At 41.5% G+C, this 14,206-nt stretch carries 11 protein-coding genes; all 11 read left to right on the top strand.

Going from position 1 to position 14,206, the window contains the following annotated elements:
* The first annotated feature begins 3 nt into the window (after positions 1–3).
* The 11 genes from dxr to rbfA all read left to right on the top strand — a co-directional run bounded on the left by dxr (position 4) and on the right by rbfA (position 14,148).
* A complete protein-coding gene (gene dxr, locus ACQKL5_RS04550; RefSeq protein WP_427606828.1) occupies positions 4–1,164 on the top strand; it encodes a 1-deoxy-D-xylulose-5-phosphate reductoisomerase in 1,161 nt (386 codons plus the stop codon).
* Between the two features lie 7 nt (positions 1,165–1,171).
* Positions 1,172–2,440, top strand: coding sequence for an RIP metalloprotease RseP (gene rseP / locus ACQKL5_RS04545; RefSeq protein WP_427606827.1), 1,269 nt, complete (start codon positions 1,172–1,174; stop codon positions 2,438–2,440).
* A 236-nt stretch (positions 2,441–2,676) separates the two neighbouring features.
* Entirely contained in the window at positions 2,677–4,377 is a 1,701-nt protein-coding gene (locus ACQKL5_RS04540) for a proline--tRNA ligase (RefSeq protein ID WP_427606826.1), read from the top strand.
* A gap of 169 nt (positions 4,378–4,546) precedes the next feature.
* On the top strand, positions 4,547–8,866 hold the full coding sequence (locus tag ACQKL5_RS04535) for a PolC-type DNA polymerase III (protein WP_427606825.1): 4,320 nt from the start codon (positions 4,547–4,549) through the stop codon (positions 8,864–8,866).
* A 193-nt stretch (positions 8,867–9,059) separates the two neighbouring features.
* On the top strand, positions 9,060–9,533 hold the full coding sequence (gene rimP, locus ACQKL5_RS04530; RefSeq protein ID WP_427606824.1) for a ribosome maturation factor RimP: 474 nt from the start codon (positions 9,060–9,062) through the stop codon (positions 9,531–9,533).
* 41 nt (positions 9,534–9,574) lie between these two features.
* Positions 9,575–10,705 carry a transcription termination factor NusA gene (gene nusA, locus ACQKL5_RS04525; RefSeq protein ID WP_427606823.1) on the top strand — a complete coding sequence of 377 codons (1,131 nt, stop codon included), beginning with the start codon at positions 9,575–9,577 and terminating at the stop codon, positions 10,703–10,705.
* A gap of 17 nt (positions 10,706–10,722) precedes the next feature.
* On the top strand, positions 10,723–10,998 hold the full coding sequence (rnpM, locus tag ACQKL5_RS04520; protein WP_427606822.1) for an RNase P modulator RnpM: 276 nt from the start codon (positions 10,723–10,725) through the stop codon (positions 10,996–10,998).
* A gap of 4 nt (positions 10,999–11,002) precedes the next feature.
* The gene (locus ACQKL5_RS04515) at positions 11,003–11,308 is read left to right on the top strand and encodes a YlxQ family RNA-binding protein (protein ID WP_402868399.1); all 306 of its coding nucleotides are present in this window, start codon (positions 11,003–11,005) and stop codon (positions 11,306–11,308) included.
* Between the two features lie 19 nt (positions 11,309–11,327).
* Positions 11,328–13,484 carry a translation initiation factor IF-2 gene (infB, locus tag ACQKL5_RS04510; protein WP_427606821.1) on the top strand — a complete coding sequence of 719 codons (2,157 nt, stop codon included), beginning with the start codon at positions 11,328–11,330 and terminating at the stop codon, positions 13,482–13,484.
* A complete protein-coding gene (locus ACQKL5_RS04505; protein ID WP_053345363.1) occupies positions 13,481–13,762 on the top strand; it encodes a DUF503 domain-containing protein in 282 nt (93 codons plus the stop codon). Before infB ends, ACQKL5_RS04505 begins: the two co-directional genes overlap by 4 nt.
* A gap of 17 nt (positions 13,763–13,779) precedes the next feature.
* Complete coding sequence (gene rbfA / locus ACQKL5_RS04500; protein ID WP_427606820.1) at positions 13,780–14,148, top strand: 30S ribosome-binding factor RbfA; 369 nt, start codon at positions 13,780–13,782, stop codon at positions 14,146–14,148.
* The last annotated feature ends 58 nt before the right edge of the window (positions 14,149–14,206 follow it).

Here is a 14,206-nt window from a genome sequence, read left to right as displayed (position 1 = left end):
GATTTGAAGTATATCAGCCTTCTGGGTGCAACAGGTTCGATTGGGAAACAGACAGCGGATGTAGTCAGGGCCCACCCCGATCAATTCAAGATAGTGGCACTTTCGGCCGGAAAGAATATTGATTTGGTCAGGATGTATATAAAAGAGTTTGAACCGGAGCTAGTTTCCGTACAGACAAAAGAAGATTATGAACTTTTGAAAAGTGAATACCCTAACCGGAAAAATTTAGAGTTCATGTATGGCGATGAGGGGATAACAGCTGTTGCGGTATATGATCAAGCGACAGTTTTAGTCAATGCCGTCATTGGGAGCGTGGGCCTTTATCCGACCCTGCAAGCGATTAAAGCCGGAAAGGATATTGCCATAGCCAATAAGGAGACATTGGTGACCGCTGGGCATCTGGTCATCGATGAAGCGAAAAAGGCTGGTGTGAGCCTACTTCCTGTCGATAGTGAGCATTCTGCGATATTTCAAGCACTACAAGGTGAAAAAGAAAAGAACATCGAACGATTAGTCATAACCGCCTCAGGTGGAAGTTTCCGTGATCGGACCCGTGAAGAGTTACAGGGAGTCACGGTGGAAGAGGCTTTGAACCATCCAAACTGGTCAATGGGAGCAAAAATAACCATTGATTCAGCTTCCATGATGAATAAGGGGTTGGAAGTTATCGAGGCCCACTGGCTGTTCGATCTTCCCTACGAAAAGATTGATGTAGTGTTGCACAGGGAGAGCATAATCCACTCGATGGTGGAATTTCACGACTCCAGTGTGATGGCACAATTGGGTACCCCAGATATGCGCGTACCCATCCAATACGCCCTTACATATCCAGATCGTCTGCCTCTTGTCGGGCGCAAGCGTCTGAACCTGGCGGAAGCAGGAAAACTGCACTTTAGTGAAATGGATTTCACTAGATATCCCTGTTTGCAATTCGCATATAAAGCAGGTAAAATGGGCGGCACGATGACAACCGTGTTGAATGCTGCCAATGAAGCTGCGGTAGCTGCATTTTTATCCGGAAAAGTTTCTTTCCTTGAAATCGAGAACTTGATAGAAAGAGCGCTTAACAAACATACTGTCATTGCGAGTCCTGATTTAGAAACAATCCAGGAAGTCGATATAATGACAAGGAAGTTTATAGAATCTATAGTGAAAGATAGGTGACCAGAATATGCAGACTCTAGAAACGCTTATAGCGTTCATTATCATTTTTGGCGCTCTTGTATTTTTCCATGAGTTGGGACACTTAGTATTGGCGAAGCGTGCGGGAATTTTGTGCCGCGAATTCGCAATCGGTTTCGGACCAAAAGTATTCACATATAAAAAGAAGGAAACGGTCTATACGATTCGCCTTCTTCCTTTAGGTGGATACGTTCGAATGGCTGGGGAAGATGCAGAAAATATCGAATTGAAACCTGGATATCGTGTTGGATTGATGTTTGATGAAGAAGAAAATGTCACTAAGATTATCTTGAACAACAAAGATAAATACCCGGATATTCGGCTTGTTGAAGTGGAAGTGATAGATCTAGACCATAAACTGATACTTACGGGTTACGAAGAGGGAGAAGAAGATACATTAAAAACCTTTACCATCGATAAAGAAGCTGTAATCGTTGAAAATGGAGTCGAAAACCAAATTGCCCCTTATGATCGTCAGTTTGCGTCAAAATCTCTTGGACATCGCTTCTTGACAATTCTGGCTGGTCCAGCGATGAACTTTGTTCTTGCTTTTGTTATTTTTACATTGATTGGTTTGTTTCAAGGGGTCGTTGTCGACGAAGCAAAACTGGGTGAACTAACTAAAGATGGTGCGGCTCTTACTTCGGGATTAAAATCCGGGGACGCCATTCAATCGATAGAAGGTACGGAAGTTACAACCTGGGAAGATGTGCAGGCAAGCATTCAAAAACATCCTGGAAAAGAAATCGAATTCGTTGTTTATAGAGATGGAAAAACGTTGGAAGTTCCAGTGACCCCTCAGGAAGTGGAGAGGGAAGGCGAGAAAATTGGAATTATCGGCGTATATCCACCGGTTGAAAAAGCTCCGCTAAAAGCAATTGAATATGGAGCGACAGAGACCTATTTTTGGACGAAACAGATTTTCATCATTTTGGGTGACCTAGTAACGGGAGGATTTACGATTGATAGTTTATCTGGTCCTGTAGGTATTTATAAATCCACTGAAGAAGTGGCGAAACAAGGGTTGTTCACGTTAATGAAGTGGGCTGGATTGCTCAGCATTAACTTAGGAATCATGAACCTTCTTCCGTTACCTGCTTTAGATGGAGGACGATTGTTATTCTTCGTGGTCGAATTCCTAAGAGGAAAACCAATTGACCGACAAAAAGAAGGAATGGTCCATTTTATCGGATTCGCATTGCTGATGTTATTAATGATAGTCGTAACATGGAATGACATCCAGCGATTTTTCCTTTAAGCCTGAAGTGTACGAATGAATTTAAACAGCCAGCAGAACTATCTGTTGGCTGTTTGTAATCGTTCCTATGTTTTTAAAGAGTTTGGGCAAAATAGTTTGTTTTATCGGTAATTCGTAAGTATAATCGAAAATGAGCATATGAAATCAACAACTTAATTAAATTAAAAAGCATTTTGTAGTAGATAACCGTAAATTTTCGTATGGAAGTTTAAAGGAAATATTGAAGAGGTGTAGATATGAAACAAAGTATGACGTTAATCCCTACATTAAGGGAAGTACCTGCGGATGCAGAAATTAAAAGCCATCAGCTTTTATTGCGTGCAGGGTTCATGAGACAAAATTCAAGCGGAGTATACAGTTTTATGCCGCTTGGTAAAAAAGTGCTTCAGAAGGTCGAAGCGATTGTTCGGGAAGAGATGGATAATGCGGGTGCCGTCGAATTATTGATGCCGGCCCTTCAGCAAGCAGAATTCTGGCAGGAATCGGGTCGTTGGTATACATATGGACCTGAACTAATGCGATTGAAAGACCGTAATAACCGTGAATTTGCCCTTGGTGCAACACACGAAGAAGTCGTTACTAGCTTAGTTCGTGATGAAGTGAAATCTTACAAACGTTTACCGTTGACAGTATATCAAATCCAAACGAAATTCCGTGACGAACAAAGACCACGTTTTGGTTTGTTGCGCGGACGCGAATTCATCATGAAGGATGCTTATTCATTCCATGCTAATCAAGAAAGTCTTGATGCTGTATATGAAAATCTATATAAGGCCTATTCAAATGTATTTAGCCGTTGTGGTCTTGATTTCCGAGCTGTCATTGCAGATTCAGGAGCGATGGGTGGTAAAGATACACACGAGTTCATGGTGCTTTCTGAAATAGGAGAAGATACAATTGCTTATTCGGATACATCAGATTATGCGGCAAATATTGAAATGGCACCTGTAACTGTTAAATATGAAAAGAGTTCCGAAGAGCTAGGTTCACTTGAAAAAGTTCATACTCCTGGGCAGAAATCGATTGATGATGTTGCGTCATTCTTGAAAACGGATGCTTCTAATTTGATAAAATCCTTGTTGTTTAAAGTGGATGAAAAATATGTACTTGTCTTGGTACGTGGTGATCATGAAGTCAATGACATCAAAGTGAAAAACTTCTATAATGCTGAAATCGTCGAATTAGTAGATCCAAACGAAACGAAAGAGGTATTAGGTTGTGCGGTAGGCTCTCTTGGACCAATCAATATTGCCTCCTATGTGGAAGTTATTGCTGATTTGGCTGTTGAATCAATGGTTAATGGGATTTCTGGTGCAAATGAGGAAGACTATCATTACGTGAATGTGAATCCTGACCGTGATTTTAACGTAGCAAACTATATCGACCTTCGTTTTATTCAAGAGGGTGATCCTTCACCGGATGGAAACGGACATATTAAATTTGCTAAAGGGATTGAAGTGGGCCACGTATTCAAGCTTGGAACAAAGTATTCCGAAGCGATGAACGCGACTTTCCTAGATGAAAATGGCCGTTCACAACCGATGATCATGGGTTGTTACGGTATTGGTGTGTCCCGGACACTTGCGGCAGTAGCTGAGCAATTCAATGATGAAAAAGGTCTAGTGTGGCCTACCAATTTAGCACCATACCAGGTTCATTTGATTCCAGTTAACATGAAGGATGAGTCTCAAGCTGAGCTTGCAGAAAAATTATATGGTGAACTTAAAAAACAAGGCATGGATGTATTGATGGATGACCGTCATGAGCGTGCAGGCGTCAAATTTGCCGATTCTGACTTGATTGGCCTTCCGGTCCGCGTAACGGTCGGTAAAAAAGCTTCTGATGGTATCGTTGAAGTGAAGATACGTAAAACGGGTGAAGTACTTGAAATGGAAACAGTGGAACTCGTACAAAAGCTGAAAGAATTATTAGGATAAGCGAATACAAATATAGGTGGGTTTGGCATCATTCAATTGGATGGTGCCTTTCCTTTTCTTTGTATGAAGAGACTCTTAAAAATTTATGTAGTGTGTTATAATAACCACTGTTGTTATCGAATGGATACGACGATTATTAATTAGATAGTAGATAAAGGGGAGAGAGGAAATGGATCAAAATCCAAACAGCGGTAGAGAGAGATTTCAACTCTTGCTCCAACAATTGGACTTGACAGAGGATGCCTTTGTGAATTTTTTCATTGGTGCCGAGATTGAAAAACTGTCGATTGAGAGAGAGTCACAAAAATGGCATTTCGCCTTTAATATACCTGCTTTAATACCATGCAGTGTCCATACAAGATTCGCTAACCATTTAACTAGTACATTTGCTCATATTGCCAAAGTAACCTTTACTTTGAATGTTGCTAATCCGTTGGTGACGGAAGAATTGGTCAAAGAGTACTGGAAAAATTGTATAAGCGAGCTACAAGGCATTTCACCAGCTCTTTTAACCCTATTAAATGAGCAGGAGCCGAAAGTAACAGGATATAAGCTTGTTGTCAATGCACGAAATGGCGCTGAAGCTGGGCAGTTAAAACAGAAATACTCCGGCCTTATTTCGAATATTTATCAGAGCTACGGTTTCCCTCCATTATCGCTTGAAGCGGAAGTGAACGAAAATGTCTCGAATTCGGATTACAAGAAGTTTTTAGCTGAGAAACAAAAAGAAGACGAGGAAAAGGGACTCGCCGCTTTACTAGAGATGCAGAAGAAAGAATCGGAAAAAGGAGACGATGGCGTCTACGAAGGTCCGGTTAAAATTGGGTATACCATTAAAGAAGATGCAGATTTCCGTAGCATAGAGCAAATTATCGATGAAGAGCGCAGAATAGCAATCGAAGGTTTCGTGTTTGACGCGGAAGTGCGTGAGCTCCGTAGTGGTCGCAGTTTATTAACGTTTAAAGTTACGGATTACACGAGCTCTATCCTGGTCAAAATGTTTTCACGTGATAAAGAGGATGCAGCCATTCTTGCCCGGGTAAAAAAAGGAATGTGGGTCCGTGCACAGGGAAGCATTCAAAATGATACGTTTGTCCGTGATTTGGTTATGATTGCCAATGACATTAACGAAATCTCTAAACAAGGTCGGCAGGATAAGGCCCCTGAAGGTGAAAAACGTGTCGAACTCCATATGCATACACCAATGAGCCAAATGGATGCTGTGACGCCGACATCTGCTCTCGTTGCCCAGGCAGCGAAGTGGGGACATAAGGCAGTGGCGATTACCGATCATGCAGGAGCTCAATCTTTTCCTGAGGCCTATAGCGCCGGTCAAAAAAATGACATAAAGATTCTTTATGGCGTAGAGGTTAATCTTGTGAACGATGGCGTGCCGATTGCCTATAACGAAGCGCATGTGCCGCTTTCTGATGCCACGTATATCGTTTTCGACGTAGAGACGACAGGCTTGTCTGCCGTTTATGATACAATCATTGAATTAGCTGCCGTGAAAATTCATGATGGCGATATTATTGATAAATTTGAGTCATTCGCTAATCCCCATCGACCGTTATCCAATACGATTATCGACTTGACCCATATCACCGATGATATGCTGGTGGATGCACCGGAAGTTTCAGATGTATTGGAAAGATTTAAGGAATGGGCTGGAGATGCCGTTCTTGTGGCCCATAATGCAAGTTTCGACATGGGCTTTTTGAATATGGGTTACAAAAATATAGGATATCCCAAAGCAGCCAATCCCGTTTTGGATACGCTGGAATTAGGAAGATTCTTATATCCAGAGTTCAAAAATCACCGCTTGAATACATTGTGTAAAAAGTTGGATATTGATTTGACCCAGCATCATAGAGCCATATACGATGCAGAGGCTACGGGTTACCTGTTATTGAAAATGTTGAAGGAAACGATAGGGAAAGGCATAACGTATCATGATCAGCTAAATGACAATATGGGTAATGGAAATGCTTATCAACGCTCTCGACCGTCTCACTGTACTTTGATTGCGCAAACGCAGGAAGGTTTGAAAAATCTCTTTAAATTAGTTTCGTTATCCCATATCAATTATTTTTACCGTGTGCCTCGTATTCCACGTTCACAACTGAAAAAATATCGTGAAGGAATCCTTGTGGGTTCTGGTTGTGATAAAGGGGAAGTATTCGAAGGGATGATGCAAAAGGGCTTTGAGGATGTTGTCGAAATTGCCGAGTTTTACGATTATCTTGAGATCCATCCTAAGGATGTCTATCAACATTTGATTGAGCTTGAATTTGTCCGAGATGAAAAATCATTAGAGACAATCATTTCCAACATCGTCAAGCTTGGAGAGAAACTGGACAAACCTGTTGTAGCGACAGGGAATGTTCATTACCTCGATCAAAATGACAAGATATACCGTAAAATCCTTGTGAATTCGCAAGGCGGGGCAAATATGCTGAATCGCCATAAGCTGCCGGATGTCCATTTCCGGACAACGGATGAAATGTTAAGAGATTTTGCCTTCCTTGGTGCCGAAAAGGCAAAAGAAGTCGTGGTCACAAATACGAATAAAATCGCGGATATGATTGAAAACATCAAGCCGATCAAGGACGATCTGTATACCCCTAAAATCGAAGGTGCAGAAGAAGAAATGCGCGCGATGAGTTACGGTATGGCCAGGAAGATATATGGAGAAAACCTTCCGGAAATCGTCGAAGCCCGCCTTGAAAAAGAATTAAAAAGCATTATCGGTCATGGATTTGCCGTTATCTATTTAATTTCTCACAAACTGGTTAAAAAATCATTGAATGATGGATATCTTGTCGGTTCACGTGGATCGGTCGGATCGTCATTCGTAGCGACGATGACAGAAATTACGGAAGTGAATCCACTTCCGCCACATTATGTGTGCCCAACATGTAAAAAATCGGAATTCTTCAATGATGGTTCCGTTGGTTCTGGTTTTGACTTGCCAGATAAAGATTGTCCTGATTGTGGCATTGCCTACACGAAAGATGGCCATGATATCCCTTTTGAAACGTTCCTTGGATTTAAAGGGGATAAAGTCCCCGATATTGACTTGAACTTCTCTGGTGAATATCAGCCGAAGGCCCATGATTATACGAAGGTTCTGTTTGGGGAAGATTATGTGTACCGTGCCGGAACGATCGGTACAGTGGCCGAAAAGACGGCATATGGGTATGTTAAAGGGTACTCAGCCGATAACAATATCCACATGCGCGGAGCCGAAACAGATCGACTTGTGGCCGGATGTACAGGTGTGAAGCGGACAACCGGACAACATCCGGGGGGGATCATCGTTGTTCCGGATTATATGGATATCTATGATTTCTCACCAATACAATTCCCAGCGGATGACCGGAATTCAGAGTGGAAAACGACTCACTTTGATTTCCACTCGATTCACGATAATATTTTGAAACTCGATATTCTTGGTCATGATGATCCAACAGTGATCAGGATGCTTCAGGATTTGAGTGGGATCGATCCTAAAACGATTCCGACAGATGATCCAGAAGTCATGAAGATATTCAGCAGCACGGAATCACTAGGAGTGACTGAAGACCAGATTATGTGTAAAACAGGTACCCTCGGTATACCTGAATTTGGAACGCGCTTCGTTCGGCAAATGCTTGAAGATACAAAACCGACGACTTTTTCCGAGCTTGTCCAAATTTCCGGATTGTCACATGGTACCGATGTATGGCTGAGCAATGCCCAAGAATTGATCCATAATAAGATTTGTACACTAAGCGAAGTAATTGGTTGTCGTGATGACATTATGGTTTATCTCATTTATCAAGGGCTAGATCCTTCCTTGGCATTTAAGATTATGGAATCTGTTCGTAAAGGGAAAGGTTTGTCGGATGAATTTGAAGAGGAAATGCGAAAGAATGAAGTGCCGGAATGGTATATAGATTCCTGTAAGAAGATTAAATATATGTTCCCTAAAGCACATGCTGCCGCATATGTGTTAATGGCTGTTCGAATTGCCTATTTCAAAGTGCATTTACCATTATTGTATTATGCAGCTTATTTCACGGTTCGTGCCGATGACTTCGAAATAGACGCTATGACACGGGGTTCACAAGCAATCAAGACCAAGATTGAAGAAATAAGCGTGAAAGGGTTGGAAGCTTCAACTAAAGAGAAGAACACGTTGACAGTACTTGAACTTGCCTTGGAAATGTGTGAACGCGGATACTCTTTTGCTAAGGTAGATTTGTACAAATCCAGTGCAGATCAATTCATTATTGAAGGCAATACGTTGATTCCGCCTTTCAATTCAATTCCAGGTCTTGGTACGAATGCGGCGATCAATATCGTCAATGCACGTAAAAATGGTGAGTTCCTTTCCAAAGAGGACTTGCAGCAACGCGGGAAGGTTTCCAAGACAATCCTTGAATATCTTGATAAACAAGGCTGCCTTGAGTCTCTTCCAGAACAAAATCAGCTTTCCTTATTTTAATAGGAGGGCTGGCCATAAAAAGGAAGAAACAGACATGATATTTGCAAAAATATCTTGATTATGGTATATTTTTATTGGAAATACTAAGAGGAACCAATGGCAAGAGTGGGGAAACCCACTCTTTCGTGTTGTATTGACCATTTAATTTTGAATCCGAAACCAAGCGCACACAACGCACGTATGGAGGAAACAAATGAGTAAAAAGGTAACGGAAGTTGTAGAAGAATTAGCTTTACCTATTCTTGAAGAATTACAGCTTGAATTAGTTGAAGTGGAGTATGTGAAGGAAGGCAAGAACTGGTTCCTTCGAGTGTACATTGATAAAGAAACAGGCGTAGATCTTGAAGATTGCGGGAACATGAGTGAAAAGCTCAGTGAAAAGCTTGATGAAGTCGATCCAATTCCACAAATTTATTTTCTCGAAGTTTCATCTCCCGGAGCGGAAAGGCCTCTGAAAAAAGAGAAGGATTTCCTTAATGCTATCGGTAAAAATGTTTACATAAAAACATACGAGCCCATTTTAAATGAAAAAGAATTCGAAGGAATCATGACCAGTTATGATGGGAATGAAGTGACGCTTGAAGTCAAGATCAAGACTAGAAAGAAAACGATTGTCATTCCATTTGAAAAAGTGGCAAAAGCAAGACTTGCCATTACCTTCTCTTAATCAAGCAAATCATTAATTAAATATCCGTAAGGGGGATCACCATGGGCAATGAGTTATTGGATGCTCTCTATATTTTAGAACACGACAAAGGAATTTCGAGAGAAGTTTTGATCGACGCGATTGAGGCTGCACTTATATCGGCATATCGCCGTAACTTTAACCAAGCACAAAATGTACGTATCGACTTAAATTTAGGCAAAGGAACAATGCGTGTATTTGCCAGAAAAGATGTGGTCGAAGAAGTATTCGATTCTCGTCTGGAAATTTCCGTCGAAGAAGCAAGAGCAATAGATCCTAACTACCAGTTGGAGGATATTGTGGAAATGGAAGTAACTCCGAAGGATTTCGGCCGCATTGCTGCACAAACAGCGAAACAGGTCGTTACTCAAAGAGTGCGTGAAGCAGAACGTGGCATTATCTATGCGGAATTCATCGATCGTGAAGAAGATATCATGACTGGGATTGTACAACGTCAGGATTCACGTTTTATTTATGTGAGTTTGGGTAAAATTGAAGCATTACTTCCTGTCAACGAACAAATGCCAAATGAACAGTACAAACCACATGACCGCATTAAGGTTTTCATCACAAAAGTTGAGAAGACTTCGAAGGGGCCACAAATTTTTGTATCCCGTTCGCATCCAGGTCTTTTAAAACGTTTATTTGAAATAGAAGTTCCTGAAATCTTTGATGGAACAGTAGAAATCAAGTCAGTTGCCCGTGAAGCAGGCGACCGCTCGAAAATCTCTGTACACTCAGATAATGAGGAAGTCGATCCGGTTGGTTCATGTGTTGGCCAAAAAGGACAACGTGTCCAGGCTATCGTAAATGAATTAAAAGGCGAGAAAATCGATATCGTTAAATGGTCAGAAGATCCGGTTATCTTTGTTGCGAATGCTTTAAGTCCTTCAAAGGTTCTTGAAGTTATCGTTAAAGAAGAAGATAAGGCAACTACTGTCATTGTTCCTGACTACCAACTTTCGCTTGCAATTGGTAAGCGTGGACAAAATGCACGCTTGGCAGCCAAACTGACTGGCTGGAAAATTGACATCAAGAGTGAAACGGAAGCCCGCGAAGCTGGCATTTATCCTGTTGAAGAACAGGAATTCCTGTTAAGCCGGGATAGTTATGTGAATGAAGAGGAAGAAGATTTCGAAGAGGATAACGAGTAAGGTAGAGGTGAAAATAGATGAATAGCCGAAAAAAAATCCCGATGCGAAAATGTGTAGCCACTGGCGTTATGAAGCCAAAGAAAGAACTCATTCGTATCGTTCGATCTAAAGAAGGGGAAGTCAGCCTTGATCCGACCGGAAAAAAATCGGGAAGGGGAGCTTATTTAACCCTTGATCGGGATATTATCGAGCTGGCCAAAAAGAAAAATGTGCTGGCAAATCACCTTAGTACTCGAATTGACTCTTCCCTTTACGAAGAACTGCTTGAATTAGTGGATAAGGAGAAAGACTAACACCATGACCCAACAACAACAATGGATGTCTCTATTAGGTTTGGCCAATCGAGCACGCAAGCTAATTTCGGGTGAAGAATTAGTGGTTAAAGAGATTAGAAGCGGTAATGCCAAAGTTGTTATTTTAGCCGCGGACGCTTCAAAAAACACTGAAAAAAAAATCTCTGATAAGTGCGCATTTTATCAGGTTCCTTTAAAGAGAGTCGAAGACAGATCCATGCTTGGCCATGCCATTGGCAAGGATGCTAGGGTTGCCGTCGCCGTTCTCGATGAAGGTTTTGCACAAAAACTCCGAATGCTGCTCGATTAAATTTACCGGGGGTGAACGTATGACAAAATTGCGTGTATATGAATATGCAAAACAAAAAAACGTTTCAAGTAAAGACGTAATAACTAAACTTAAAGAAATGAATATAGAGGTAACAAACCATATGACAGCATTAGACGATTCAACTGTAAACAAATTAAATGACTCACTTAAACCAAAAAGTGAAGAACCAGCCCAAGCTGCTGAACCGAAAGCAAATGCAACGGTTGCTAAATACGAAGCTGAAGCAGATGAGAAGAGCACGGTCAATAAAGAAAAGCTAAAGAAAAAACCGCCAGTTAAACCGCTGGGCACTAAAAAGCCAACAGGACAGTTTAACAGAGGAAGAAATAACCGTAACAAAAATAACAAACAAAGACAATCAGCGCCACAGGCACCTGTTACAAAGCGTAAAGAAAGAGAACTTCCAGAAAAAATTACGTTTTATGAGTCTTTGACAGTTATGGAACTCGGTAAAAAACTTCACCGTGAACCTTCTGAAATCATTAAAAAACTTTTCATGCTTGGTGTAATGGCAACAATCAACCAAACATTGGACAAAGACGCTATCGAATTAATCTGTACAGAGTACGGAGTATTGGCTGAAGAAGAGATTCGTGTCGACTTGACAGATCTTGAGTCATTAGTGACTGAAGATGCTTCTGAAGATCTAATCGAACGTCCGGCAGTCGTAACAATCATGGGTCACGTCGATCATGGTAAAACGACATTGCTTGATTCCATTCGTCATACGAAAGTTACAGAAGGCGAAGCGGGCGGAATCACTCAACATATCGGTGCTTACCAAGTCAAAGTCAATGACAAGAAAATCACATTCCTTGATACACCAGGACATGCTGCGTTTACGACAATGCGTGCTCGTGGAGCATTAATCACGGATATTACGATTCTCGTTGTAGCAGCTGATGATGGTGTTATGCCTCAAACGATTGAAGCAATTAACCATGCTAAAGCAGCGGAAGTTCCAATCATTGTCGCTGTTAATAAAATGGATAAAGAAGCAGCTAATCCTGACCGCGTTATGCAAGAGTTAACTGAGCACGGTTTAGTTTCTGAAGCTTGGGGTGGAGAAACAATCTTCGTACCAATTTCAGCTAAAACGGGTGAAGGAATCGATAGCTTGCTTGAAATGATTCTACTAGTAAGTGAAGTAGAAGAATACAAAGCAAACCCAACGCGTAAAGCGAACGGAACGGTTATCGAAGCACGTTTGGATAAAGGCCGTGGCTCTGTAGCGACGTTGCTTGTCCAAAACGGAACATTGAAAGTCGGAGACCCTATCGTAATCGGTAATACATTCGGTCGTGTACGTGCAATGGTCAGTGACCTTGGACGCCGTGTTAAGGATGCTGGTCCATCCACACCAGTTGAAATCACTGGATTAAATGAAGTTCCACAAGCAGGCGATCGTTTCATCGTCTTTGAAGACGAGAAAACTGCCCGCCAAGTTGGGGAAGTACGTGCACAAAGACAACTTGCTTCACAACGTAATGAAAAATCACGTGTTACACTTGATACATTGTTCGAACAAATGAAAGAAGGGGAAATCAAAGAATTGAACATCATCTTAAAAGCGGATGTTCAAGGTTCTGCAGAAGCAGTAGCCGCTTCCCTGAATAAAATAGAAGTTGAAGGCGCAAAAGTGAAAATCATTCACATTGGCGTTGGAGCCATCACAGAGTCTGATATCATCCTTGCTACCGCTTCTAATGCGATCGTCATCGGATTTAACGTCCGTCCTGATGCAAATGCGAAGCGTGCGGCTGAATCAGAAAAAGTTGATGTCCGCCTTCACCGCATCATTTACAAAGCGATTGAAGAAATTGAATCGGCTATGAAAGGGATGCTTGATCCTGAGTTCGAAGAAAAAATCATAGGTCAAGCTGAAGTTCGTACAACGTTCAAAGTATCAAAAGTTGGTACAATTGCGGGTTCATATGTTACAGAAGGAAAACTTACGCGTGACAGCGGAATTCGCTTAATTCGTGAAGGTGTCGTCATTTATGAAGGTGAAATTGACGCATTGAAACGCTTTAAAGATGACGTTAAAGAAGTTGCAACAAATTACGAGTGCGGTATTACCATTAAGAATTACAATGACCTTAAAGAGGGCGACGTAATTGAGGCTTATGTAATGGAAGAAATCGAACGTAAATGATCGTTGGATCCGTCCAATGTGAGTGCATTATCTATGACACCCATTCCTTGAAAGAAAAAAGAGCCGTGTTGCAACGTGTCATGACACGGCTCAAACAGAAGTTTAATATCTCGGTAGCCGAAACGGATTTCCAGGATCTTTGGCAACGTACTAAGATCTCCATCGTGACCGTTTCTTCCTCAAGGAAAGCTACTGAGAGAGAACTTCAAAATGCCCTTAAATTTCTAGATTCTTTTCCGGAAATTGAGCGTACAATAACAGATATAGACTGGCTATAAGCTAGCGAGGTGATATTATGAGCCTTCGAGCAAATCGTGTGGGCGAACAAATGAAAAAAGAGCTGAGTGAGATTATCGGCCGTAAGATCAAAGATCCAAGAATTGGATTTGTCACAGTAACGGATGTTGATGTGACAGGAGATTTACAACAAGCAACCGTTTATATTTCCGTCTTGGGAGACCAGGAACAACGGGAAAAAACATTGCAGGGTCTTGAAAAGGCAAAAGGATTCATGCGTTCAGAGATTGGACAACGAATTCGTTTGCGTAAAACTCCAGAGTTGTTTTTTGAATTTGATGAATCTGTCGATTACGGTAACCGTATCGAATCATTAATTTCTCAAATCAAAAAAGAGGAAAAACCTTCCGTGAAAGACGAAGAATAGGCAAGCAGTAAATGGAGGCTGACTCAATAAGTGCTTTGCACTTCTTGTTGTCGGCCTC

It is taken from the genome of Peribacillus sp. NPDC097675 (assembly GCF_050277655.1).
GTDB lineage: Bacteria > Bacillota > Bacilli > Bacillales > DSM-1321 > Peribacillus.
This window is presented reverse-complemented; position numbering and strand designations above follow the sequence as displayed.

Excerpts from the sequence above, each read along its gene's own strand:
- rseP (WP_427606827.1), top strand. The coding sequence starts at position 1,172 with ATGCAGACTCTAGAAACGCTTATAGCGTTCATTATCATTTTTGGCGCT.
- ACQKL5_RS04540 (WP_427606826.1), top strand. The coding sequence starts at position 2,677 with ATGAAACAAAGTATGACGTTAATCCCTACATTAAGGGAAGTACCTGCG.
- ACQKL5_RS04535 (WP_427606825.1), top strand. The coding sequence starts at position 4,547 with ATGGATCAAAATCCAAACAGCGGTAGAGAGAGATTTCAACTCTTGCTC.
- rimP (WP_427606824.1), top strand. The coding sequence starts at position 9,060 with ATGAGTAAAAAGGTAACGGAAGTTGTAGAAGAATTAGCTTTACCTATT.
- nusA (WP_427606823.1), top strand. The coding sequence starts at position 9,575 with ATGGGCAATGAGTTATTGGATGCTCTCTATATTTTAGAACACGACAAA.
- rnpM (WP_427606822.1), top strand. The coding sequence starts at position 10,723 with ATGAATAGCCGAAAAAAAATCCCGATGCGAAAATGTGTAGCCACTGGC.
- ACQKL5_RS04515 (WP_402868399.1), top strand. The coding sequence starts at position 11,003 with ATGACCCAACAACAACAATGGATGTCTCTATTAGGTTTGGCCAATCGA.
- infB (WP_427606821.1), top strand. The coding sequence starts at position 11,328 with ATGACAAAATTGCGTGTATATGAATATGCAAAACAAAAAAACGTTTCA.
- ACQKL5_RS04505 (WP_053345363.1), top strand. The coding sequence starts at position 13,481 with ATGATCGTTGGATCCGTCCAATGTGAGTGCATTATCTATGACACCCAT.
- rbfA (WP_427606820.1), top strand. The coding sequence starts at position 13,780 with ATGAGCCTTCGAGCAAATCGTGTGGGCGAACAAATGAAAAAAGAGCTG.